The 23385-nt window shown below is 70.7% G+C and carries 22 protein-coding genes and 1 pseudogene; 14 read left to right on the top strand and 9 right to left on the bottom strand.

All coding sequences use genetic code 11. The annotated features are described in order from the left end of the window. Positions 1-93: 93 nt before the first annotated feature. Positions 94-1824, top strand: a complete 1731-nt coding sequence (locus IPN03_05855; protein MBK9373249.1) for a VWA domain-containing protein — start codon at positions 94-96, stop codon at positions 1822-1824. Between the two features lie 3 nt (positions 1825-1827). On the opposite strand, the gene IPN03_05850 is transcribed toward IPN03_05855, so the two are convergent. Then, positions 1828-3105, bottom strand: a complete 1278-nt coding sequence (locus IPN03_05850; protein MBK9373248.1) for a hypothetical protein — start codon at positions 3103-3105, stop codon at positions 1828-1830. 66 nt (positions 3106-3171) lie between these two features. Between IPN03_05850 and IPN03_05845 the strand changes: the two genes are divergently transcribed. Together IPN03_05845 and IPN03_05840 are read left to right on the top strand one after the other, a co-directional pair. Beyond that, on the top strand, positions 3172-4881 hold the full coding sequence (locus IPN03_05845; GenBank protein MBK9373247.1) for a VWA domain-containing protein: 1710 nt from the start codon (positions 3172-3174) through the stop codon (positions 4879-4881). Positions 4882-4907: 26 nt separating this feature from the next. Further along, positions 4908-6635 carry a phospho-sugar mutase gene (locus tag IPN03_05840; protein ID MBK9373246.1) on the top strand — a complete coding sequence of 576 codons (1728 nt, stop codon included), beginning with the start codon at positions 4908-4910 and terminating at the stop codon, positions 6633-6635. Between the two features lie 21 nt (positions 6636-6656). Here IPN03_05840 and IPN03_05835 read toward each other — a convergent pair whose 3' ends face one another. Continuing rightward, entirely contained in the window at positions 6657-7247 is a 591-nt protein-coding gene (locus tag IPN03_05835; protein ID MBK9373245.1) for a hypothetical protein, read from the bottom strand. Between the two features lie 118 nt (positions 7248-7365). On the opposite strand from IPN03_05835, the gene leuC reads away from it, so the two are divergent. From leuC to IPN03_05780, 11 genes and pseudogenes are all read left to right on the top strand, one after another. Next, positions 7366-8787 carry a 3-isopropylmalate dehydratase large subunit gene (gene leuC, locus IPN03_05830; protein ID MBK9373244.1) on the top strand — a complete coding sequence of 474 codons (1422 nt, stop codon included), beginning with the start codon at positions 7366-7368 and terminating at the stop codon, positions 8785-8787. After that, on the top strand, positions 8784-9398 hold the full coding sequence (locus IPN03_05825) for a 3-isopropylmalate dehydratase small subunit (protein ID MBK9373243.1): 615 nt from the start codon (positions 8784-8786) through the stop codon (positions 9396-9398). Before leuC ends, IPN03_05825 begins: the two co-directional genes overlap by 4 nt. A gap of 42 nt (positions 9399-9440) precedes the next feature. Further along, positions 9441-9584: a hypothetical protein gene (locus IPN03_05820; GenBank protein ID MBK9373242.1), complete on the top strand. Its 144-nt coding sequence runs from the start codon at positions 9441-9443 to the stop codon at positions 9582-9584. A gap of 90 nt (positions 9585-9674) precedes the next feature. After that, on the top strand, positions 9675-11420 hold the full coding sequence (ilvD, locus tag IPN03_05815) for a dihydroxy-acid dehydratase (GenBank protein MBK9373241.1): 1746 nt from the start codon (positions 9675-9677) through the stop codon (positions 11418-11420). Beyond that, the gene (gene ilvB, locus IPN03_05810) at positions 11417-13156 is read left to right on the top strand and encodes a biosynthetic-type acetolactate synthase large subunit (protein MBK9373240.1); all 1740 of its coding nucleotides are present in this window, start codon (positions 11417-11419) and stop codon (positions 13154-13156) included. Before ilvD ends, ilvB begins: the two co-directional genes overlap by 4 nt. Beyond that, positions 13153-13692 (top strand): acetolactate synthase small subunit, encoded by a 540-nt coding sequence (gene ilvN / locus IPN03_05805; GenBank protein MBK9373239.1) that lies wholly within the window; start codon positions 13153-13155, stop codon positions 13690-13692. The genes ilvB and ilvN overlap by 4 nt, the downstream gene beginning before the upstream one ends. 45 nt (positions 13693-13737) lie before the next feature. After that, positions 13738-14838 (top strand): ketol-acid reductoisomerase, encoded by a 1101-nt coding sequence (ilvC, locus tag IPN03_05800; protein MBK9373238.1) that lies wholly within the window; start codon positions 13738-13740, stop codon positions 14836-14838. Beyond that, positions 14835-16337: a 2-isopropylmalate synthase gene (locus IPN03_05795; GenBank protein MBK9373237.1), complete on the top strand. Its 1503-nt coding sequence runs from the start codon at positions 14835-14837 to the stop codon at positions 16335-16337. Before ilvC ends, IPN03_05795 begins: the two co-directional genes overlap by 4 nt. A 30-nt stretch (positions 16338-16367) precedes the next feature. After that, on the top strand, positions 16368-16553 hold the full coding sequence (locus IPN03_05790; GenBank protein ID MBK9373236.1) for a hypothetical protein: 186 nt from the start codon (positions 16368-16370) through the stop codon (positions 16551-16553). Positions 16554-16559: 6 nt separating this feature from the next. Continuing rightward, positions 16560-17640, top strand: a pseudogene (gene leuB, locus IPN03_05785) (3-isopropylmalate dehydrogenase). Positions 17641-17713: 73 nt separating this feature from the next. Beyond that, positions 17714-18130 carry a DUF3052 domain-containing protein gene (locus IPN03_05780; GenBank protein MBK9373235.1) on the top strand — a complete coding sequence of 139 codons (417 nt, stop codon included), beginning with the start codon at positions 17714-17716 and terminating at the stop codon, positions 18128-18130. 35 nt (positions 18131-18165) lie between these two features. Here IPN03_05780 and IPN03_05775 read toward each other — a convergent pair whose 3' ends face one another. The 7 genes from IPN03_05775 to IPN03_05745 form a co-directional block, all read right to left on the bottom strand. Beyond that, positions 18166-18468 (bottom strand): hypothetical protein, encoded by a 303-nt coding sequence (locus IPN03_05775; GenBank protein MBK9373234.1) that lies wholly within the window; start codon positions 18466-18468, stop codon positions 18166-18168. Positions 18469-18518: 50 nt separating this feature from the next. Further along, a complete protein-coding gene (locus IPN03_05770) occupies positions 18519-19043 on the bottom strand; it encodes a DinB family protein (GenBank protein MBK9373233.1) in 525 nt (174 codons plus the stop codon). 29 nt (positions 19044-19072) lie between these two features. After that, the gene (locus IPN03_05765) at positions 19073-19750 is read right to left on the bottom strand and encodes a 1-acyl-sn-glycerol-3-phosphate acyltransferase (protein MBK9373232.1); all 678 of its coding nucleotides are present in this window, start codon (positions 19748-19750) and stop codon (positions 19073-19075) included. Between the two features lie 52 nt (positions 19751-19802). After that, on the bottom strand, positions 19803-21173 hold the full coding sequence (locus IPN03_05760; GenBank protein MBK9373231.1) for an iron-containing alcohol dehydrogenase: 1371 nt from the start codon (positions 21171-21173) through the stop codon (positions 19803-19805). An 80-nt stretch (positions 21174-21253) separates the two neighbouring features. Then, entirely contained in the window at positions 21254-21910 is a 657-nt protein-coding gene (locus tag IPN03_05755) for a hemerythrin domain-containing protein (GenBank protein MBK9373230.1), read from the bottom strand. A gap of 8 nt (positions 21911-21918) precedes the next feature. Continuing rightward, positions 21919-22200: an acyl-CoA-binding protein gene (locus IPN03_05750; protein ID MBK9373229.1), complete on the bottom strand. Its 282-nt coding sequence runs from the start codon at positions 22198-22200 to the stop codon at positions 21919-21921. Positions 22201-22214: 14 nt separating this feature from the next. After that, positions 22215-23378, bottom strand: a complete 1164-nt coding sequence (locus tag IPN03_05745) for a DUF2029 domain-containing protein (GenBank protein ID MBK9373228.1) — start codon at positions 23376-23378, stop codon at positions 22215-22217. Positions 23379-23385: the final 7 nt, after the last annotated feature.

Here is a 23385-nt window from a genome sequence, read left to right as displayed (position 1 = left end):
CCCGGCCGCCCCACCTCCCGGGGGCAACCTTCCTCGTCGTATCCTGCGGAGTACGCTGCCGTCTGGCACAGGAAGTGCCTGCGGGCGGTGAACATGAAGAGCCCTGCCGGATTCCTCCTCGCAGCACTCCTCCTGCCGGGAATCTCAGCGGCCCAGCAGGCGGAGGTCGTCCCCCGAACGGCCGCGTCCGTCGAGCTCAATCTCTTCAACCTCGACGTCGTCGTGACGGACGCGAAGGGAAAGCCGGTACACGGCCTGAAAGCCGTCGACTTCGAGGTCCGGCACGACGGCAAGCCCGTCCAGGTCACGAACTTCAGCGAGATCCGGGGAGGGGCGATGCCCGCCGGGAGCGCCGAAGCACCCGATCCACCCGACGCCCCGGCGCGCACGGGCGACGAGCCCGGAGCCGGGACCGCCGCGTCGCGCCCGCCGCGTCGCATCGTTCTCTTCTTCGACCGGCTCCAGATGCCGGACGCGCGGCAGCGGGGAGAGCTCTTCGGCTCGATTCGCGGGTTCCTGGAGAAATCGCTCGGGGAGGGGGACGAGGCGATGATCGTCACCTGGAGCCGGACGATCCGGACGGTTCAACCGTTCACGGGCGACCCGGACCGGCTCGACGAGACCCTCCAGTCCATCGAGCGCCAGAGCGGCCGCATCGCGACCGAGAAGGCGGAGCTCGACATGCTGCGGGCCGAGGACTCCTGGTTCACGCAGCTGGCCGAGGAGCCGGCCCCCGGCAGCGGATATCTCCAGCCGATCGTCGGGACGGACTTCGGCGGGTACAAGCCGTCGGCCGAGCTGGCCGCCCAGCAGGCGTACTTCGAGATGAAGGCGAAGACCGCCGCCCTCAAGGGGCTCACCGCGACGCTCGGCGGGATGGACGGGCGGAAGGTCCTCGTCTTCGTCTCCCACCGCTTCTCCCGGTACGCCGGCCTGGAGTTCTTCCTCAAGAGCCGCTCCGACGTGTCGGACCTCGGCGACCCTCGGACGAGACAGTTCGACACGAAGCGGTACCTCGAGGACGTGACGCGATCGGCGAACGCGAACGGCGTCACGCTCTACGCGGTCCTCCCCTCCGGGCTGGAGTCGCCTCAGCCGTCCGCGGCCGAGACGCTCGGCATCGCGCCCGAGGCCGAGAGCGGGGCGCTCGGCGGGCGCGAGGAGCTCGCGCTGAACAACGAGATGGAGGCGCTCGCCTTCGTCGCCGAGAAGACGGGTGGGGTTGCGACGGTGGGGGCCGGGAGCGTTCCGGCATTCATCGAACGCGTGTCGGCCGATCTCGACTCCTCGTACTCGCTCGGGTATCCGGCGCCAGCAGGCGGCGGCCGTGCCGCCTCCGTCTCGGTGCGCCTGCGCAACCGCGAGCTGAAGGTGCGCGTGCGCGGCTCCCTCGTGGAGAAGACCCTCGAGGAGCAGATGAAGGACCGGGTCCTCGCCCACCTCTTCAAGCCCGACGGCCAGGCGCGCATTCCGATCTGGGCGACGTCGACTGCAGCACCTGGTCCGAAGGGGAAGTACCGGATCCGGGTGGAGATCCACATCCCCATCGCCTCGCTCGTGCTCCTGCCCACGGCGAAAGGAGTGGGAGGCACGTTCTCGGTATTCGTGGCCTCCGTTGCGCCCGAAGGGGACTTCTCAGAGGTCACCCGGAAGAGCCAGCCCTTCGAGGTGCCGGGGCAGGACGTCGAGACCGCGAAGGCGGGGCACTACACCTACGAGCTCGAGATCGAGAGCGCGGGACCGGAGGCGCGCGTCTGCGTCGGGGTCTGGGACGAGAAGGGCAACGAAGCCGGCTTCGCCGTCGTGAAGCCCTCGGGCTCCTGAGCCTCAGCGGGCCAGGCGGACGCCGGACGCCGCGGCGGACGGCGTCACGGACTGCGGAAGATGGGTCCCTTCCACCCAGACGATCCGCTGACGCTTCAGCCTCTCGGCGAGCTCGGTGACGGCGAGGTCGAGCTGGCGGGTGCTGGAAACCTTCCGCCCTCCCCCCCACCGGGCCGCTTCGGGCGAGAGCTTCATCCCGATCGACCAGACGTGCAGAGGCACCCGGAGCTTCTCGAGAAAGCTCACGGCCTCGCCGGCCGACAGGAGGCTCCCGTCCTCGGCCTCGGGGCCGAGGATGAGCACGACCGCCCGGCGCCTCTCACCCTCGGCAGCGGCGAGCGCCGCCACGGCCACCGCGTCCGCGAGACGCTGTCCCTTGCGGGTCCAGGCGGGACCGTCGATGAGCCGGCCGGCGATCCAGCTGGTCGCGCCGTCGACCCGCCCGAGCCGGCGCGAGATCGGGTAGACGTTCGCGACCATCGTCGACTGCGCGGTCATCTGCCCGACCGGAAAGAGAAAGCGGTACGAGAAGTCGTCCGGGAGGCCCGACGGGGTCGGTACGACGGGCGCCCTGTACGACCGCCGGAACCGCTCGAGCGCGCTCCCCTCGAAGACGAGAACGACGTCGGCGGGCCCTTCCTCCACCGCGGCGACCTCCAGCCCGCGTCCGTCCTTTTCGAACCAGCCCGAGAGGAGATCCGGGGAGGGAAGGACGAGGCCTTCGTCGAGCTCGACCGCCACCGCCGTCATCTCCGTGAAAGCCTCGATCCTCCGCGGACCCCCGAAGATCGCCTCGGCCGTGGCGCGGACGTCCCCGCCGAAGTCGAGCTCGGCCCGCAGGGAGTGGACCTGGCTCGGGTCGTGGGGCGGGACCTCGATACGGGAGGGGTCGGTCACCGGAACCGGCTTTCCGTCGAACGTCACGGAGACCGCCCGGGGAACCTCTCCCGTCAGGCTGCGCCACGTCAACCGTGCGATCCGCCCCTGGTCTCCCTGGCCCGGCTCGAGAGTGAAGCTCGCCTCGGCGGCGGACCGCGGCCGGTTGATCCACTGCCGCGCCTCCTCGAGCCGCCGACCCTTCGCGTCGAAGGCGACGGCGACCAGCTCGTGCGGGGCCGGATCGCACCCGAGGTCGAGCGGCGTCGCGAAGGGCGCGCTCAGCGCCGCTACCGGCCTGCCGTCGAGGAAGAGCTCGACCCTGTGAACGCTCGCGGCCGCGACGAGCTGCACGTTGACGATCCCGAAGACGAGGCCGACGAAGAGGGAGGCGAACGAGATCATGGCTCTCCATCGTATTCTGCGACGCGCGGCGCGCTTTGGCACCCGGCTCGCGCAGCGACGGTGAACATGAAAATACCCGCTGGCCTCCTCCTTGCTGCTCTCCTCCACCCGGGGCTTTCGCTGGCGCAGGCGCCGGCGCCGGTCCCTCGCTCGACGGCGTCGGCAGAGCTGACCCTCTTCAACCTCGACGTCATCGTGACGGACCCGGCGGGACACCCCGTTCACGGCCTCACGGCCCGGGACTTCGAGGTCCGCCACGACGGCAAGACCGTCGGGGTGACGAACTTCAGCGAGATCCGCGGCGAGGCTTTTCCGTCTGCGACCGTTCGACCGTCCGGGACGGCCGAGCCGGGAGCGGCGCCGGCCGCCGCACCGTCAGCGCCCCGCCCGCCCCGGCGCATCGTCCTCTTCATCGACCGGCTCCAGATTCCCGACGCGAATCAGCGCGGCGAGCTCTTCGACGCGATCCGCGGCTTCCTCGAGGGAACGCTCGGGGAAGGCGACGAGGCGATGATCGTGACCTGGAACCGCTCGATCCGGACGGTTCTCCCGTTCACGGACGACCCCGAGAAGCTCGAGAGCTCGCTGGCTGCCGTCGAGAAGCAGAGCGGCCGGATCGCGACCGAGAAGGCGGACCTCGACCTGCTGCAGGACGAGGACGCCTGGTTCACGTCGCTAGCGCTCGACCCTCGTATCGGGACGGACTTCGGAGGGTTCACGCCGACCGCGACGCTCTTCGCCCAGCAGGCGTACTTCGAGATGAAGGCGAAGACGAACGCCTTGAAGGGGCTCACCGCCACGCTCGGCGGGATGGACGGTCGGAAGGTCCTCGTCCTGGTCTCCCACCGCTTCTCCCGGTACGCCGGAATGGAGTACTTCCTGAGAGCCCGCTCCGACGTGACGACCCTGGGCGAATCGGAGACGAAGGCGTTCGACACCAGGAGGTTCCTGGAGGACGTCACCCGGTCGGCGAACGCGAACGGGGTGACGCTCTATGCGGTCTTCCCCTCCGGGATGGACGCCCCCCTTCCGTCGGCGGCGGACGCGGCCATGACCGCTCCGGGCCCCACCAGCCAGCCCCTCGGGGGGCGCGAGCACCTCGCGCTGGCCAACGAGATGGAGGCGCTCTCCTTCATCGCCGAGAAGACCGGCGGCGTCGCCGCCGTCGGCGCCGGCAGCCTTCCGGCCTTCATCGACCGCGTCTCGGCGGACCTCGACTCCTGGTATTCCCTCGGCTATCCCGGACCGACCGGCGCCAAGCGCGCCGCTTCCGTGACGGTGCGTGTGCCGGGCCGGAAGGTGACCGTGAGGGTGCGCGGCTCGCTGGTGGAAAAGACCCCCGAGGAGCAGATGCAGGACCGGGTGCTCGCGCACCTCTTCAAACCCGATGGCCGCGCGCGGATTCCGATCCAGGCGTCCTCCACCGTCGCGCCGGACCAGAAGGGGAAGTACCGGATCCGCGTCGAGATCCGGATTCCCATCGCCTCGCTCGTGCTCCTCCCGACGGCGAAGGGGGTGGCAGGTGCGTTCTCGGTCTTCGTGGCCTCCGTCGCGCCCGAGGGGGACTTCTCCGAGGTCACGCGCAGGAGCCAGACGTTCGAGGTCCCCGCACAGGACCTCGAGACGGCGAAGGCCGGGCACTACACCTACGAGCTCGAGATCGACAGTGCCGGGCCCCAGGCCCGTGTCTGCGTCGGCGTCTGGGACGAGAAGAGCAACGACGCCGGGTTCGCGGTGGTGAAGGCGGCGGGCTCACCCGATCCGTCGGGTCCCTGAGCCCCGACGGCGATACCATCCGCCGGATGGACTTCGCCCTTCTCGCCAGAGCCCGCGCGTGGCGCGACGCCGACCCCGACCCCGAAACGGCCCGCGAGGTGGACCGCCTCCTCGCCGAAGGTGAAGAAGCCGGGCTTCTCGACCGCTTTCGCGGCGAGCTCGAGTTCGGTACCGCGGGCCTCCGGGGCCTCCTCGGCGCCGGTCCGAACCGGATGAACCGGGCCGTCGTCCGCAGGGCCACCGCCGGCGTCGCCCGCCACCTCCTCGCCTCCGTCCCCGACGCCGCCCGCAGGGGAGTGGTCGTCGCGCGGGACGCCCGCCGCGGAAGCGACGATTTCGCCCTGGAGACCGCAGGGGTCCTCGCAGGCCATGGCATCCGCGTCCACTTCTTCGTCGACCTCGCCCCGACCCCTCTCGGCGCGTTCGCCGTGAAGGAGCTCGGCGCGGCCGCCGGGGTCGTCGTGACGGCGAGCCACAACCCGCCGGCCTACAACGGCTACAAGGTTTACTGGGACAACGCCGCGCAGATCGTCCCGCCGGTCGACGCCGGAATCGCCGCCGAGATCGCATCGGCGGGCCCCGCGAACGCGATCCCGTTCCTGCCCCGCGCCGAGGCGGAGGCGCGCGGGCTCTTCGTTCCTCTCGGCGACGACCTGTGCCTCCGCTACCACGAGGCGATCTCGGGTCTCGTCCTCCATCCGGGAGACGGGCGCGACCTCGGCATCGTCTACACCGCGATGCATGGCGTCGGGGCCCGCTTCACGCTGGAGGCGCTCCGTCGATCCGGTTTCGCGAACGTTCACCCCGTTCCCGCCCAGAACGCGCCCGACGGCGCCTTCCCGACGGTGGCGTTCCCGAACCCCGAGGAACCCGGCGCCCTCGACCTCGCCCTGGCGCTCTGCGAGGAGACGAAGGCCGACCTCCTCCTCGCCAACGACCCGGACGCCGACCGCCTCGCCGCCGGCGCGAGGGACCGGGACGGCCGGATGCGCCTCTTCTCGGGCAACGAGCTGGGCGTCCTCCTCGGCGCGTACAGCCTCACGTGGCGGACGCCGAGACCCGCCAGGCCGCTCGTCCTGACGACGATCGTCTCCTCCAGCCAGCTCGGCGTCATCGCCCGCGACCTCGGGGCGGCGTATGCCGAGACGCTGACCGGGTTCAAGTGGATCGAGAACCGCGCCCTCGAGCTGGAGCAGAGCGAGGGCCGCACGACCGTCTTCGGCTACGAGGAGGCGCTCGGCTACTCCGTCGCCGACGTCGTACGCGACAAGGACGGCATCTCGGCCGCCCTCGTCTTCGCCGACCTCGCCGGCTGGTGCCGGGCCCGCGGCGTGACGGCGTGGGGCTACCTCGAGGAGATCCAGCGCGCCCACGGCCTCTTCCTCTCGGCACAGAAGAGCGTGACGATCCCCGGTGCCGAAGGGGCCGCGACGATCGCGGCCGTCATGGACGGGTTCCGCGCCCGTCCTCCCGCGGCGATCGGGGGCCTCCTGGTCGTCGAGACCCGCGACTACCGCGCCGGCGTGGCGGGCCTGCCGGCGTCCAACGTCGTCGCCTACCTGCTCGAAGGGGGGTCGCGCGTCACGCTGCGGCCATCGGGAACCGAGCCGAAGATCAAGTACTACTTCGAGCTGCGAGAAACGCCCGGCGAGGGCGAGGAGCTTTCCGCGGCGAAGGCGCGCGGCGACGTGCGTCTCAACGCTCTCGTCGCCGACTTCGTCCGGCTCGCCCTCGAGCGGGGGCAGCCCGGATAGGGCCGAGCCTCTGCCGCCACGCTACTCGACGCCGAAGACTGCCGTGGCGGTCTTGCAGCCCCACTTCGCCTGCAGGATGCCCGGGCCCTGGACCGCCGGTAGGAGGTAGGCCTCGCGGTTCCAGGGGTCGCAGACGACGACCTCGTCGCCCCACCCCGACGGATCGGCGCCGCTCCCCGGCTTGCGCCCGATGACGACGAACGCGTGCTTGCCGTTCGTCAGGTGCATCCACGCGAGCGGCCGGATCCCGAGGTCGTAGAGGAAGATGAACGCCGTGATGCTCTGCTCGTTGCAGTTCCCGGCCTTCGTCCGGATCGTGAGGGCCGAGATCTGGCGAAATCGTCCGATCACGTCCGTCGCGGCCCTTCCGCTCAGCTCGTCCCTGATCTGCAGCGCCCGGTTCGCTCCCGTCAGGAGCGGCAGGAACGCGGTCATGCCGCCCAGGAGCTTGTCGAGGGCATTCGGGTTCTCGCCTTCGATCGCCTTCCGGTTCTTTTCGTAGCTTTCGACATAGTCCCCCGCGCGGTTCGACGCGCCGAACGGGACGTTCGACTTGACGTACATGACGGCGTTGCGGGCCGTGGCCAGGGATCTCGTGACGTCAGCGGCCATGGTGCCTCCTGAAGCTCGGTGCCGGTTTCGGGGTCAGATACGGTGGGGCGGCCCCCCGGGTTTCGTGTCCACCGTCACGGCAGGCTCACTTGACGGGAGTGCTACCTTTTCCGACCTCATGGCCGCGACGCTCTACTCGAAAGTGTGGGACGCCCACACGGTGAGGGTCCTGCCCACCGGGCAGACTCAGCTCTTCGTGGGTCTCCACCTCGTCCACGAGGTGACGAGCCCCCAGGCGTTCGACATGCTTCGACTCCGCGGGCTGGGAGTCGCGTACCCCCGCCGGACCGTCGCGACCGTCGACCACATCGTCCCGACGGACACCCAGGCGCGCCCCTTCACCGATGCGATGGCCGAGGAGATGCTCTCGGTTCTCGAGAAGAACTGCGCCGAGTTCGGCATCCGCCTTCACGCCCTCGGCTCCGCCGGGCAGGGCATCGTCCACGTCATCGGGCCCGAGCTCGGCCTGACGCAGCCCGGCATGACGATCGCCTGCGGCGACAGCCACACCTCGACCCACGGCGCCTTCGGCGCGATCGCGTTCGGAATCGGCACCTCGCAGGTGCGCGACGTCCTCGCGTCCCAGTGCCTCGCGCTCGACCCGCTGAAGGTGAGGCGCATCGACGTCGAGGGCGCCCTCGGGCCGGGCGTCACCGCGAAGGACGTCGTCCTCGAGATCATTCGCCGCCTCGGCGTGAACGGCGGCGCCGGCTTCGCCTACGAGTACGGCGGCTCAGCGGTGGGGGCGATGTCGATGGAAGAGCGGATGACCCTCTGCAACATGTCGATCGAGGGGGCCGCCCGCGCGGGCTACGTCAATCCCGACGAGACGACGTTCGCCTACCTCGAGGGGCGCCCCTTCGCGCCGAGGGGCGACGCGTGGGACGCGGCCGTCGCACGGTGGCGTTCACTCGCCTCCGACGTGGACGCCGCGTACGACGACCGCTTCCGCCTCGACGCCAGGAGCATCGAGCCGAACGTGACCTGGGGGATCAATCCCGGTCAGTCGGTCCCCGTTTCCGGGCGCGTGCCCCGCCCTGCCGACGTCTCCGACGGCGAACGGGCCTCGGTGGCCGAGGCCCTCGACTACATGGGCTTCTCCGGCGGCGAGCCGATCGCCGGCACACGCATCGACGTCGCCTTCATCGGCTCGTGCACGAACGGGCGGCTCTCCGACCTGCGGGCGGCGGCCGACGCCGTGCGCGGCCGACGCGTCGCCCCGCACGTGAAGGCCCTCGTCGTCCCGGGGTCGGTCGCCGTGAAAGCGGCCGCGGAGCGCGAGGGACTCGACGAGGTGTTCCGCGCGGCCGGCTTCGAGTGGCGCAGCGCCGGCTGCTCGATGTGCCTCGCGATGAACCCCGACCGGCTCGAGGGGCGGCAGGTCTGCGCCTCCTCCTCGAACCGGAACTTCAAGGGCCGCCAGGGAAGCCCCGCAGGCCGAACGCTCCTGATGAGCCCCGCGATGGTCGCGGCCGCCGCGATCGCGGGCGAGGTCGTCGACGTGCGGACGGCCTTCGTCCCGGCAGGAGAGACGCGATGAGCCGCATCGACCGGATCCGGGGCACGGCCCTCCCCCTCCGTGGCGACGACGTCGACACCGACCGGATCATCCCGGCGCGCTATCTCAAGGCCGTGACGTTCGAGGGACTCGGCGAGCACGCCTTCGAGGACGACCGGATCGCGCTCGGGGGCGCACATCCGTTCGATGCCCCGCGATTCGCCGGAGCGACGGTCCTCCTCGTGAACCGCAACTTCGGCTGCGGCTCGTCCCGCGAGCACGCTCCGCAGGCGCTCTACCGGCGGGGCCTCCGCACCGTCGTCGGCGAGGGATTCTCCGAGATCTTCTTCGGCAACTCCGTCGCCCTCGGCCTGCCGTGCGTCACCGTCTCGCGCGGCGACGCCTCCGCCCTCCAGGAGCTCGCCGAGCGCGAGCCGGAGACGGAGGTCGTCGTCGACCTCGACGCGCAATGCGTCACGGCGGGAGCGTTCGAGGCTCCGATCACCCTCCCCTCCGCCGCCCGCGAGGCTTTTCTCACGGGGCACTGGGACGGGCTCAACGCGCTTCTCGAGCGTTTCGAAGAGGTCCGCGCGCTCGCGGCGCGCCTGCCCGGCGAACCCCCCATCCAGGTCCTGGCCACAGGTCGCGCTTGACATGAGGCCCCCGTTTCCCCCACAGTCCGCCAACTTTTCCGCATGAGCGCGACGCAAGCGACCTCCTCCCCCTACGCGATCCCGGAGACACCGGTCAGCCCGGTCGCTTCCGGCTCGGTCGTCCTTTCGCTGCTCGTCCTCGTCCTTCTTCTGGTCCTCGTTATCGGCCCTCCGGGGGTCGGTTGATCTAGGCCAGGAGCCACAAGAGATCAAACGGCCCCCGGGGAAACCCGGGGGTCTTCGTTTTTGGGCCAGCCGCAACGGAACGGAGACACGATGAGATCGGACGAAATCAAGAAGGGGATCGAGAGGGCGCCGCACCGGAGCCTGCTGCGCGCCACGGGTGTCGTCGGCGAAGGTGACTGGAACAAGCCGTTCGTCGCGATCGTCAACTCCTACGTCGACGTCGTCCCCGGCCACGTCCACCTCCGCGCGTTCGGCGCCCTGGTGAAGGCCGCCGTCCGGGCGGCGGGCGCCGTCCCCTTCGAGTTCAACACGATCGGCGTCGACGACGGGATCGCGATGGGGCACGAGGGGATGAAGTTCTCCCTCCCTTCCCGCGAGCTGATTGCCGACTGCGTGGAGACGATGCTCTCGGCCCACCGCTTCGACGGGATGGTCTGCATTCCGAACTGCGACAAGATCACCCCCGGGATGCTGATGGCGGCGGTCCGCCTCGACATCCCGGCCGTCTTCGTCTCGGGCGGCCCGATGGCGACCGGCCGCGACGGCGCCGGAAAGGCGATCGACCTCGTCTCCGTCTTCGAGGGTGTCGGCGCCTACCGGGCCGGAGCGATCGGCGAGGCGCGTCTCTCCGAGTTGGAGAAGAACGCGTGTCCCTCCTGCGGCTCCTGTTCGGGGCTCTTCACGGCCAACTCGATGAACTGCCTCATGGAGGCGCTCGGCCTGGCGCTCCCGTTCAACGGGACGGCGCTCGCCCGGACCCAGGAGCGCGAGGCGATCGCGAAGGCCGCTGCCGCGCGGATCGTCGACCTGATCGCCGCCGACCTGACGCCCCGCAAGATCGTCACGCGTGAGGCGATCGACGACGCATTCGCCCTCGACGTGGCGATGGGCGGGTCGACGAACACCGTCCTCCACACGCTCGCGATCGCCCGCGAGGCGGGGCTCGACTACCCCATCGAGCGGATCAACGAGGTCGCCGACCGGACGCCCCACCTGACGAAGGTCGCGCCGAGCGGCCCGTGGCACATGGACGACGTCCACGCCGCCGGCGGCGTCCCGGCGATCCTCGAGCGCCTCGCCGGCATCGGCCGCCTCCACCTCGACCGGCCGACCGTGGCCGGAACCTTCCGCGACCACGTGGCGAAGTCGACTGCGACGAACGACGACGTGATTCGCCCCGTGGCGAATCCCCACTCGGCGCGCGGCGGCCTCGCCGTCCTCTTCGGGTCGCTCGCCCCGGAGGGCGCCGTCGTGAAGACGGCGGGCGTCACGCCCGCGATGCGCAGGCACCGCGGCCCGGCCGTCGTCTTCGAGAGCCAGGAAGCCGCGATGGAAGGGATCACCTCGGGCCTCGTGAAGAAGGGGGACGTCGTCGTCCTGCGCAACGAAGGCCCGCGCGGCGGCCCGGGGATGCAGGAGATGCTCTCCCCCACCTCCGCCATCATGGGGATGGGCCTCGGCGAGTCGGTCGCGCTCGTCACCGACGGCCGTTTCTCGGGTGGGACGCGCGGGGCCTGCGTCGGCCACGTCAGCCCCGAGGCGGCCGAGGGCGGGCCGATCGGCTACGTGAGGGAAGGCGACCTCATCTCCCTCGACCTCGACGCCCGGACGCTCGACCTCGAGGTCGGCCCCGAGGAGATGGAGCGCCGCCGGGAGACTCCGCTGCCGCCCCGCCGCACGGTCGCGAGCCCCTGGCTTCGCCGCTACCGCGCCCTCGTCACGAACGCCGCGCACGGCGCCGTCCTTCGCGACGGCGACGAGCTCCTCGCCGCGAGCGAAGCGCTGACGCCGCAGACCACCCACCGCGTCGGCCGGACGGCCGGGAGGACCTCATGAAGAAGACCGGAGCACAGATCGTCTGGGAATGCCTCGTCCGCGAAGGCGTGGACACCGTCTTCGGCTATCCCGGCGGGGCGATCCTGCCGATCTACGACGCGATGACGGAGTACCCGGTCCACCACGTCCTCGTGCGGCACGAGCAGGGCGCCGCGCACGCGGCCGACGGCTACGCCCGCGCCAGCGGCCGCGTCGGCGTCGCCCTCGGCACCTCGGGTCCCGGCGCCACGAACCTCGTCACCGGCATCGCCACGGCGATGCTCGACTCGATCCCGGTCGTCTTCATCACGGGGCAGGTCCCCTCGAAGGTCCTCGGGACGGACGCCTTCCAGGAAGCCGACATCGTCGGCATCACCATGCCGATCACGAAGCACAACGTCCTCGTGACGCAGATCGAGGACCTCGCCCCGGCCCTCGTCGAGGCGTTTCAGATCGCCCGCTCGGGTCGCCCGGGGCCGGTCCTCGTCGACGTCTGCAAGGACGTGCAGCAGGCGACGACGGAGCTCCGCTGGCCCGAGGCCGTGGAGTCGACCCGCCGCCGCTCGCTTCCCGCCCTGAAGCGAAGCGACCTGAGGAAGGCCGCCGAGCTGATCGCCGCAGCCCAGAGGCCCCTCATCCTCGCGGGCCACGGCGTCATCGAGTCGGGGGCGACGCAGGTTCTCCAGGCTTTCGCCGAGAAGACCGGCACGCCCGTGGCGTTGACGCTCCTCGGCCTCGGCGGCTTTCCGCGCAGCCACCCGCTCTGCCTCGGGATGATGGGGATGCATGGTGAGGCGTACGTGAACACGGCGATCCAGGAGGCCGACCTCCTCCTCGCCTTCGGCATGCGCTTCGACGACCGCGTCACCGGCAACCTGAAGAACTACGCGCCGGGGTCGAAGAAGATCCACGTCGAGATCGACGTCTCCGAGATCGGCAAGAACGTCCCCGTCGACCTCGGCCTCGTCGGCGACCTGAAGCAGGCGCTCGAGTCCCTCCTCCCGTCGGTGGAGGCGACGACCCACGAGCCGTGGATGGCCCGTATCGAGGAAGGCCGGCACGAAACCCGCTCGCGCGACATCGTCCACCGCGAGAGCGGCGACGCGCTCTACGCCGCGCACGTCATCCACGACATCTGGAAGGCGACGAAGGGCGGGGCGGTCGTCGTCTCCGACGTCGGCCAGCACCAGATGTTCGAGGCCCAGTACTTCCCGCACGAGTCGCCGCGGACGCTCCTGACCTCCGGCGGCCTCGGGACGATGGGCTTCGCGCTTCCCGCCGCCATCGGCGCCAAGCTCGCCCGGCCCGACGCCGAGGTCTGGGTCGTCGCCGGCGACGGCGGCTTCCAGATGACGCAGTGCGAGCTCGCGACCCTGATGCAGGAGAAGCTCGACATCAAGATCGCGATCATCGACAACGGCTTCCTCGGCATGGTCCGCCAGTGGCAGGAGTTCTTCTACGACCGCCGCTATGCCGCCACGCCGCTCCTCTCCCCCGACTTCGTGAAGCTCGCCGGGGCCTATGGCCTCGCGGCGCACCGCGTCGACGCTCGCGCGGACGTCATCCCCACCGTCGAACGTGTCAGGAGCCAGCCGGGCCCGGCCCTCATCCACTTCGTCGTCCAGGCCGAGGAAGTGGTCTACCCGATGGTTCCGGCCGGCGCCGACCTCCACTCGATGATCCGGCGTCCTCACGAGACCCCTGCCGGGAAGGCTCTCGCCTCCGGCGGGAAGGGCGCGGCGGAGGTGACGGCGTGAAGCACACCCTGATCGCCAGCGTCCAGGACCAGCCGGGCGTCCTCGTGAGGGTCATGGGGATGTTCCGCCGGCGCGCGTTCAACGTGGAGAGCCTCACCGTCGGTCACAGCGAGACCGAGGGGGTCTCCCGGATGACCTTCGTCGTCGACACGTCGCGGGTCGCCTCTCGGATCATCGAGGCGAACCTGCGCAAGCTCGTCCCCGTCCTCGACGTCCACGACGTCACCCACGTGCCGACGGTCGCGCGGGAGCTCGCCCTGATCCGCGTGAAATGCGCCGAGGGAGAGCGCTCGCAGGTGAACGACCTGATCTCGATCTTCCGCGCGCGGATCGTCGACGTCTCGACCGACACCGTCATCGTCGAGATCACCGGCGACCCGGAGAAGGTCGAAGGCCTCGTCGAGCTCCTCCGCCCCCGCGGCATCGTCGAGATGGTGCGGACCGGAAAGGTCGCCATGACGCGCGGCGCCTCCGCCCGGCGCGCCCTCGCGCACGAGCACGACGCCGACGCCGACCCGCTCGAGCTCGCCAGCTGAATCCGAGAGAAGACAAGAGAAGACGAGGACACGAAGGAGACGCCCATGGCCCGGATCCACTACGACCGCGACGCCCGCATCGAAGACATCTCGGGAAAGACCGTCGCCATCCTCGGCTACGGAAGCCAGGGACACGCCCACGCCCTGAACCTGCGCGACAGCGGGATCGCCGTCGTCGTCGGCCTCCCCGCCGCGAGCCGCTCTCGCGCCCGCGCCGAGGCCGCCGGGCTCACGGTCCTCTCGCCACGAGAGGCGTCCGAGAAGGCGGACGTGATCATGATCCTCGCCCCCGATACGTCCCAGGCGCGCCTCTACCGCGAGGAGATCGCCCCGGCCCTTCGCCCGGGCAAGACGCTCATGTTCGCGCACGGATTCAACATCCGGTTCGGGACGATCGACCCGCCCGAAGGGGTCGACGTCTCGATGGTCGCGCCGAAGGCGCCGGGCCACCGCGTCCGCGAGCTCTACGTCGACGGGCAGGGCACTCCCGCCCTCGTCGCCGTCCACCGCGACGCGAGCGGGAAGGCGCTCGCGAACGCCCTCGCCTACGCGCGGGCCCTCGGCTGCACCCGCGCCGGCGTCCTCGAGACGACGTTCACCGAGGAGACCGAGACCGACCTCTTCGGCGAGCAGGCGGTCCTCTGCGGCGGCGTCTCGGCCCTCGTGAAGGCGGGCTTCGACACGCTCGTGACGGCCGGCTACCAGCCCGAGGTCGCCTACTTCGAGTGCCTCCACGAGCTGAAGCTCATCGTCGACCTGATGTACCGGGGCGGCCTCGGCTACATGCGCCACTCCGTCTCCGACACCGCCGAGTGGGGCGACTACACCGCCGGTCCTCGCATCGTCACGGACGAGACGAAGGCGACGATGGCGCGCCTCCTCGCCGAGATCCGCGACGGCTCGTTCGCCGCCCGCTGGATCGCCGAGAACGAGACCGGCCGGCCGGAGTACGAAGCGCGCCGGAAGGCGGAGCGGGAACACCCGATCGAGGCGGTCGGCGCCGTCCTGCGCGGCATGATGCCGTTTCTCGACGCCGTCGCCGTCACCCCCGAGGGCGACGTCGTGAAGACCTCGAAGGGCACTGGAGCCAAGGTCGCCCCTGAGGAGGGCTCCCCGGTCGCCGTACCGGCGAGCGCCGGCGTATGAGCGGGCGGGTCCTCGTCTTCGACACGACCCTCCGCGACGGCGAGCAGTCGCCCGGCTGCTCGATGCACGGCGTCGAGAAAGTGCGGCTCGCGCGGCAGCTCGAGCGGCTCGGGGTCGACGTGATCGAAGCCGGCTTCCCCGCCGCCTCGGTGGGAGAGCGGGAGTCGGTGAGGGCCGTCGCCAACGAAGTCTCCTGCACCGTCGCCGCTCTCTGCCGGACCCGCGAGGAGGACATCCGCGCGGCGGCGAAGGCGCTCGAAGGCGCGGCCCACCCCCGCATCCACACCTTCATCGCCACCTCCGACCTGCACCTCGCGCACAAGCTGAAGATGCCGCGCGCGGAGGCGCTCCGCCAGGCCGTGGCGGCCGTCCGCTGCGCGCTCACCTTCTTCCCCGAGGTCGAGTTCTCCGCCGAGGACGCCTCGCGCAGCGACTACGGCTTCCTCCGCGACGTCGTCGCCGCCGTCCACGAGGCGGGAGCCGCCATCGTCAACATTCCCGACACGGTCGGCTACGCGCTCCCCGACGAGTACGGGGAGATCTTCGCGAAGCTCTCCCGCGACGTCCCCGGCGTGACCCTCTCGGCCCACTGCCACGACGACCTCGGCCTCGCCAACGCGAACTCGCTCGCGGCCGTGAAGAACGGCGCGCGGCAGGTGGAGGTGACGATCAACGGCGTCGGCGAGCGCGCCGGCAACACCTCGCTCGAGGAGTTCGTCATGACGCTCCGGGTCAGGGGCGAATCGCTCGGCCTCTCGACGGGGGTGAAGACCGAGGAGATCGCGACCGCGAGCCACCTCCTCTCCTCCATCACCGGCATCTGGCCGCAGCCGAACAAGGCCGTCGTCGGCCGGAACGCCTTCGCCCACGAGGCGGGCATCCACCAGCACGGCATGCTCGCCAACCCGCTGACCTACGAGATCATGACGCCGGCGTCCGTGGGCGCCGGCGACAGCAGCCTCGTCCTCGGCAAGCACTCCGGCCGGCACGCGGTCGAGTCCCGCCTGAAGGCGCTCGGGATCCGCCTCGACAAGAACGAGGTCGAGGACCTCACCGCCCGGGTGAAGGAGCTCGCCGACCGGAAGAAGTACGTCTGGGACGAGGACCTCCTCGCCCTCGTCGCCTGCGTCCCCGACAGCCACGTTCGCCTCGTCCGCTACCAGACCCTCTCGGGGAACCAGCTCCTCCCGATGGCCACCGTCGAGATCGAGGTCGACGGCGAACGGCGCTCCGCGTCGGCCGGCGGCAACGGCCCGCTCGACGCCGCGCTGAAGGCCTGCGACGCGGCCCTCGGGCTCGACGTGGAGCTCCTCGAGCTGACGACGCGCGCCGTCACGGGTGGCAAGGACGCCCTCGCCGAGGTCGTCGTCCGCGTGCGGCACGCCGGAAACGAAGCCGCCGGACACGCCGCCTCGACCGACTCCATCGACGCCTCTCTCAAGTCGTACCTCTCGGCTGTCTCGGCCGCCCGCGCGGCGGTCCTGGAAGCCGCCGCCTGAACGCATCGCAACGAAGAGAAGGAGACCGCCATGTCCAGAACCCCGTCGAACAAGCGCCCCGCCCCCCGGCCCCAGCCCCGGCAGACCTCCGCGAGCCCGTCCGCCCAGCGCCCTTCAAACGCCTCGCCCACCGAGGCCACCCCGGCCTTCCCCTTCGCACGCACGACCGAGGACGACGAGCTGCGCGACATGTTCGGCTACGGCTGGGGCGTCTAGGTTCCCGTGACGCTGCGAGTCGCAGTTCTCCCGGGCGACGGGATCGGCCCCGAGGTGACCAGGGCCGCCCTCGGCGTCCTGCGGGCCGCCTGCGCGCTCGCAGGGATCGAAGCCGAAACGACCGAGCACCAGATCGGCGGGGCTGCGCTCCGCGCGACCGGCTCGCCGCTCCCCGATGCGACGCTCGCCGCCTGCCTCGCCGCGGACGCCGTCTTCCTCGGCGCCGTCGGCGACCCTGGCGTTCGACGGCGAGCCGCGGGAGAGTAGGCCGGAGACGGGTCTGCTCCGCCTCCGCAAATCGCTCGGCGTCTTCGCGAACGTCCGGCCCGCGAAAGCCGTCGCCGGACTCGCCGCCGCCGGGCCGCTGAAGCCCGAGATCGCCGCGGGCCTCGACCTCGTCGTCTTCCGCGAGCTGACGGGAGGCCTCTACTTCGGCGAGCCGCGTTCCCTCGACCTCGCCGCCGGCCGCGCCGTGAACACCCTCCCCTACACGCGCGAGGAGGTCGAGCGGATCGCGGAGCTCGCCTTCCGCGCCGCCGAAGGACGCCGCGGCCTCGTCACCTCCGTCGACAAGGCGAACGTCCTGGAGACGTCGGTCCTCTGGCGCCGCGTCGTCGAGGAGGTGGCCGCCCGCCACCCCGCGGTCCGGCTCGAGCACCAGTACGTCGACTCCTGCGCGATGGCCCTCGTCCTGACCCCCTCCCGCTTCGACGTCCTCCTCACCGAGAACCTCTTCGGAGACATCCTCTCCGACCTCGCCGGAGCCCTCGTCGGCTCGCTCGGCCTCCTCCCCTCCGCAAGCCTGGGGAACGGTCCCGGCCTCTTCGAGCCCGTCCACGGCTCGGCCCCGACGCTCGCCGGAAAGGACGTCGCGAACCCGATCGGAGCAATCCTCTCGATGGCGATGCTGCTGCGCGACGGCTGCGCTCTCCCCCGCCCGGCTGCAGCGATCGAAGCGGCCGTGGAGCGGGTCCTGGCGGCAGGCCTTCGCACCGTGGACCTGGCCGCCCCCGGCGCACCCTCCGCATCCTGCTCCGCCTTCGCGCGCGCTGTCGGAGACGCTCTCGGGGCGGTTGAGACCACCTGAGCAATCCGCCGCGACTCTCCCAGGCGGTGCGTTAGCATCTGCGATCGTGGCCCGTGTCGTCGCCAGGGTGCCTGTGTCCGCCGTTCCCGGCGCGACGGCCGGATACTCCGGAACGCCGCTACCGAGGAAGCTCGGAATCCGGGCGGGTGATCAGGTCCTTCTCCTCGACGCCCCGGTCGGCTTCGAGGCCCTTCTCGCCGGGCTCCCCAAGGGGGCGCGCGTCGTCCGGAGGGCCCGGTCTGCGGGCGTCCTCCTCCTCTTCGTCCCGTCCGCGGCCGCGCTCGGTGCGCGCTTCGCCAGGGCGACCGCGGCGCTCGCCCCGAAGGGGAAGCTCTGGATCGTCTGGCCGAAGAAGGCGTCGGGCGTCGTGACCGACGTGACGGAGGCCGTCGTCCGCGCGTTCGGTCTCGCGAACGGGTTCGTCGACTACAAGGTCTGCGCGGTCGACGAAACCTGGTCGGGCCTCTGCTTCGCGAGGAAGAAGCCGTAGGGCACCTCGGCCCAACGCCACCTTCGACACAGCGATCAGCGGTCCCGGACCCTCCTGAAGACGGTCCCGTCACCCGTCTGGTCGTCGTTGACGACGCCGTACGCCACGAAGCGCCCGGCGCCCGAGGTTCGCCGCAGCTCCACCCGGCCCGTTCCGTCGAACTCCCATGTCCCGCCCGTGCCGAACGCGATCGTCCGCCGGTCGTCGCCGAGGATGAGCGAAACCTGCCGGGCGAGCGGGGACTGGGCCGCAACCTTCCGGAAGAGGTCCGCCTTCAGAGGGCCTGAAGCCAGAACGGAGAGCAGAAGGACCAGGCCGTTTCCGAAGGCGCATCTCATCGGCTCGCTCGTGAGTGTCCGGCGCGGGGCTGACCTTGCGGTGCGAGCGACTACGCCCCCGGGGCCCCGAGATACCGCTCTCTCAGGATCGCGACGTGGTGGACGACGTGCCCCGCCAGGACGTACGCCAGCGCCCTCACGGTGAAGGAGTTTCCGCTGGCGATGCCGGCTTTCGCCCAGGCTTCGGCCGGGAGGTTCCGGAAGAGCGAGAGGCTCGCCTGCCGGATGGTCCGAAACTCTTCGACGTGACGCGCCCACGGCACGTCGTCGGCGTGGGCCGAGCCTATGGCGACGTCCTGATCGAAGCTCGGCAGCGGCGTGTCGAAGCCGCGTGCGAACCAGAAGGCGCGAAAGAGGAAGACGCGCTCGGTGTCGTTGATGTGGCTCAGCACCTCGCGGATGCTCCACTTGCCCGGCGCGTAACGGCGGAGGGAGGCCTCCTCAGATATCCCACGGAAAAGCGTCGTCTCCTCGAGCTGAGCCTCCATGACGCCGACGGCGTCGTCGCCCGGAACCCGGTCGATGTAGGTGAAGTAGTAGGCCGCGGCCTCGTCTCGCGTGGGGCGTCCCGTCATGTGCGTCTCCGTTCTTCGCCACCGCTCCGTCAGGAGCGGTACAGGTCCAGGCGGCGCTGGAGATCGTCCTTCACCGCCCTCTTGAATGCCTCGAGATCGCGCCCTTCTCCGAGGGCCTTCACGTACGCTGCGATGTCGAGCCGCTCGAGCCGCAGTCGCACCGTCCGGAAGACCCGGGGCCACCGCCCCGGCACCTGGACGTGGTGGAGGCCGCCGCTGTAGGCGATCAGCATCCCGCCGTCTCCGAGAGCCTGCAGCACGTCGGCAATGCCGCCGCGAATCGACATCTGGCGGCCCGTCACGTCGAGGCCCGACGCGCGCATCATCCGGCCTTCCGGCGCCATCACCACGAGACCGTCGGGCCGGATCGCGCCCAGAAGGCCGGACCACGTGTGGTCCCGCTCCCGGGAGATCGGCACGACCTGGCGCGCGACGAGCTTGTACAGGAGCCCCACCAGCGGACGATCGACCGTCTTCTGCGCCGCCGGGATGACCCCGCGGCTCGCGATGGCCCAGAGGAGCGTCAGCGGAGCGTCGCCGAGGTAGAGGAGCTCGAAGAGGCTCGTGTGGTTCAGGAGGGCGACGAGGCGCAGGCCTTTCCAGAGCTCTGCAGGCACCTCTCCTACCCACGCCACCTCGTGGCGGTAGAAGACGCGGCTCGCGACCTTGATCGCGAGGAGCAGGAGGAACACGACGACTCTGCGCACGGGTTTCGGCCCGATCCCGGGAGGGCGCCGCCATTATCCCTTCCCGCGTGGGCTAACGCGCTTTCTTCGCCGGCCGTCGCTCCGTCGTGCCCTCGACCTCGGGGCCCTTGACCCGGCGAGGGGTGTGCGCCTTCCGGATCCGAACCTCCGGCTGACTGGCTTCTTCACGCTGCGCCGGCTCGGGACGGGCCGCCTCAGGCAGTATCTGGCGCAGCAGCCCTTCGCAGTCGGCCTGCGACATGCGCCTCGGAACCGGGTAGTTGGTGTCGGCCTCCCAGCACGCGGCCTTCGCCAGGGCCGGGATGTCCTCCTCCCGCAGGGCGTCGAGCTGAGCGGGTATTCCGAGCGAGGCATTCATCGCATCTACCCACTCCACGAATGCCCGTGCCTGCTCGACCTCCGACCGACCCGGATAGCCCACCCCGGCCCGCGCGGCCAGCGTGGCGAGCTTTCTGGTGATCGCCGGGCTGGAGAAGCGCAGGACCGCGGGGAGCACGATAGCGTTGGCCAGGCCGTGCGGCGTGTGGTATCGACCGCCGAGCTGGTGCGCGATGGCGTGGACGTTCCCCACGTTGGCGCGCGTGAAGGCCAGCCCCGCGTACGTCGAAGCCAGCGCCATCTTCTCGCGGGCGGCGAGGTCCTGGCCGTTCGCGAAGACGACGGGGAGGTTCTCGGTGATCATCGAAACGGCGGCGAGCGCCATCCGGTCGGTGAAATCGGTGCCCCATTCGCCGATGAAGGCCTCGACCGCGTGGGTCAGGGCATCCATCCCCGTGGCCGCGGTGATCGGTGCGGGAAGCCCCGTCATCAGGCTGGGATCGAGCGCCGCAATGCGAGGCACGAGGCGCGTATCGGCGATGACGAGCTTCGTGCCGTTCTCCGGATCCGAGATCACGGCGGCCACGGTCACCTCCGACCCCGTTCCGGCGGTGGTCGGCACGGCGTAGAGCGGCGGGGGCGGATTCCACCCCCTGAAGTAGCCGACCAGCTCTCGAGGGTGCTTGCCGTTGGCGACCGCGGCGCCGATCGCCTTCGCCGAGTCCATGACCGAGCCGCCGCCAAAGGCGACGATCGCGTCGCAATCCTGCCCGAGGTAGGTGTCGATCCCCTTCTCGATCGACGGGATCGGGGCGTCGGGCGGCACGTCGTCGAAGACGACGAACGCCGAGCCGCCGCGCGTCAGGGCATCCAGGAGGGGCTTCATCAGACCGAGCCGCGTGATCACGCCGTCGGTGACGACGAGTAACCGTCGGTGTCCGAGACCCGCGACCGTCTCACCGAGTCGCGCGCTGGAGCCCGGGCCGACCATGAGCGTCGGCTGCGGAATGGGAAGCACCCGCGTCACGACGCCGACCGCTCGCTTCAGGGCGGGAAGGCCGACGGAGAGGGCCAGGTCGCCAACGAGGTCAGTGATCACGTACATCCTCCATGAGGTCGTTCTGCACCGAGGGGCGCCGCGTGAGCCCGGGACCGATCAGCATAGCGCCCAGCAGCCGTGTTCCGTCAGCCGAGGTGGTCCGAAAACTCTTCCCACTCGCTCGCGTTCCACCACTCCGCTTCGACGCCGCGGCAGGTCGCCCCGTACGACGGGCAAACGACGCATCCCTCGCCGCGCACACCCCCGGTGTCGGGCGCGAACGGCCAGGTGCCCACGAGGCGCTCGCCGTCCCCGCGCGCCGCAAGCTCCTCCTCCTTCGGGCTGCGCCCCTCGAGCTCGAGGACGTTCGCCTGCCGCAGCCGGACCTCGCTCTCGGGGAGGAGGACCGAGTTCTCGGCGTCGATGTGCCGCCCCAGCTCCCGCGTGTAGGCCGTGGCGAGGTCCACGAGGCGACGGGCGTCGTCCGCTCCGAGCGGCTCGTGGTCGAGGAGAGGGTCGAGCGTGTCGAGGACGTTCGCCATCTCGTGGTGCTGCTCGACGAACGCTGCGATCGGCCCGTGCGCCGGGGAGAGCTCCGCCCTGGCGGCCAGCGCCGGGAAGAGCGTCTCTTCCTCGCGCGCGTGGTGCCATGCCCCGGCCCAGAGGCGGAAGAATCGGCGGAAGGCGGCGCCGTCGGCGGCGTCGCCCTCCCCTCTCGCCCGGGCGGCCGCGTAGCTGCGCAGCGAGCCCGCGACGCGGTCGATCAGCTCGTGCTCGGCGCGCAGCTCCTCGAGGAGGCGCATCGATGGCGTCAGCCGAGCTCGGCGGAGAGCCTGTCGACGAGCGCGACGTATTTCTTCATCGCGTCGTCCTTCCCGGTCCCCTTCGCCTTCGCCCAGGCGTCGAACTTCGCCCGCCCTTTCAGGTCGAGCATGCCCGGCCGCGAACCCGAGACGTCTCCGTCGGTCGCCTGCTTGTAGTACGCGTAGAGCTCCAGGAGCTGGTCGTTGGACGGGCGCTTCTTCAGCCCCTCGACCCGCCCCTTGGCCTCCGCGAACTTCTCCGCCACGGGCTTTTCCTTCTTCGTCGCCATCGCACCCCTCCCCGCTACGGGGTCAGGTCTCGAATCGTGTATTGTTCACGAATCCCGCCCGACACCGCTTCGTTTTCGCGCGGAACATAGCAGAGTCCGGGCGGCCGCGAACCCGGGTCCTGCGGCCTCGACGGCGCTGGCTGTGCCCGCCGCGCCAGGTCCCGCAGTCCGAGGCCTGCGATGACGAGCACGGGCAGGTCCAGGAGGAGGGCCTGAAGCACGAACGCCTCGGGGGCGACCGTCTGGACGAGAGTCGTCGAAACGAGAAGCAGGCCGAACGCGACGAACCCCGCCGTCCGCGGCAGGCCGAAATCCGGCCTGAAAAAGACGTAGGCACCCAGCGGGAGCGCGAGAACGAAGTAGTGGATCCACACGTAGGGCCCGGAGAGGATCATGAAGGCGCACCCGAGACCTGCGAGCAGGAGTCCGGCTCGTCCGCTCTCCGATCCCGCCGGAGTCCCGGCAGGGTTCCTCCGGGACCGCCAGAGCGCAGAGGCCAGCAAGAAGAGCAGAAGCAGGAGGATCACGGCGGAGACGTCGACTCCGACAGCCTGGTGGACGAGCGCCGCGAGCCCGAAGTTCCCTTGGGCGACACCGTAGCGCGCCGTCAGGAGCGTCGGCAGCACGTCCCTCCAGGCGAGCCAGCACTTCCAGCCGCCGAAGAACGCCGCGGCGCCCGCAAAGGCGGCGGCCGTGCTGGCCAGAAGTCCGGCAAGGAACGCGGCAGCGCTCGCCCGGCGCCCGTCGAGCCAGAGTCCGACGAGGAGGAAGACCGGGACGAGCAGGACGTTCGGCTTCAGCGCTGCCGCGAAACCGAGCAACGTTCCCGCTGCAAAGGACGCCAGGTGCCGCCGGCCCGGTGACACGAGCAGGCTCGCGCCGACCACCGCCGCGAGGTGAAGCTGGTTGATGTTGCCGACGCGGACATCGGAGCTCAGCGGCTCGAACTGGGACGCCACGATCGTGAGCAGGACGAGCGTCCAGTGGAACGGGACGAGGAGGTGACGGCAGAGGAGAAGGATGGCCGCCACGAGCGCCAGGAGGGAGACCAGCGCGAAAAGAAGGTAGCTCGTCTCGTAGTCACTCAGGCCGAAGACGACCATGGAAGCGTAGAGGAAGGGACTCGCCGCCACCTCCATCTCGCCCCGGTTCTCCGACAGGACGATCGCGGTCGCCATCTTGTGT

It is taken from the genome of Holophagales bacterium (genome assembly GCA_016719485.1).
Taxonomy (GTDB): Bacteria; Acidobacteriota; Thermoanaerobaculia; order UBA5066; family UBA5066; genus UBA5066.
The sequence above is the reverse complement of the archived record's forward strand: the minus strand, read 5'-3'. Positions and strand labels throughout refer to the sequence as shown.